Below are 508 nucleotides of genomic sequence, written 5' to 3' on the forward strand. Positions count from 1 at the left end.
TGGACACGGTGCCGGAGCCGATGATGGTGCCGGGCGAGAGCTTGCGCGTCTTGGCTGCGTGTGCAATCAGCTGGTCGAAGCCAAAGTTCATCTCCCGGCCGTTCGGATTGCCGAACCACTCACCGTTGTATTGCACATTCAGGTCCAGATGCACGCGTGCGTCGCTCCAGGCCACGCCGATCTCGTCGGGTGTCACCGCCACGGGTGCGAAGCTGGAGGAAGGCTTGGCCTGGAAAAAGCCGAAGCCGGTGCACATCTCGCGCGGACCGAAGGCGCGCAGGCTGACGTCGTTGATCAGCACCAGCAGCAGGATGCGGTTGCGCGCGAGTGGCGCGGGACATCCCATGGGCACCTGCCGCACGATGACGCCGAACTCGCCCTCGAAGTCGATGCCATGCGCCTCGTCGGGCAACGGCACATCGTCATGCGCGCCCAGCAGGTCGTCCGAGCCTCCCTGGTACATCAGAGGAATCTGGTCGCTGTCCGGAATGGGCGCGATGTTGAAGGC

1 protein-coding gene is annotated in these 508 nt (G+C 64.6%); it reads right to left on the reverse strand.

The annotated features are described in order from the left end of the window. A partial coding sequence (locus ACXJ3V_RS20855; protein WP_457102263.1) for a fumarylacetoacetate hydrolase family protein occupies positions 1 to 508 on the reverse strand: 508 nt, incomplete at both ends.

The organism is Microbacterium sp. P5_E9 (genome assembly GCF_054049175.1).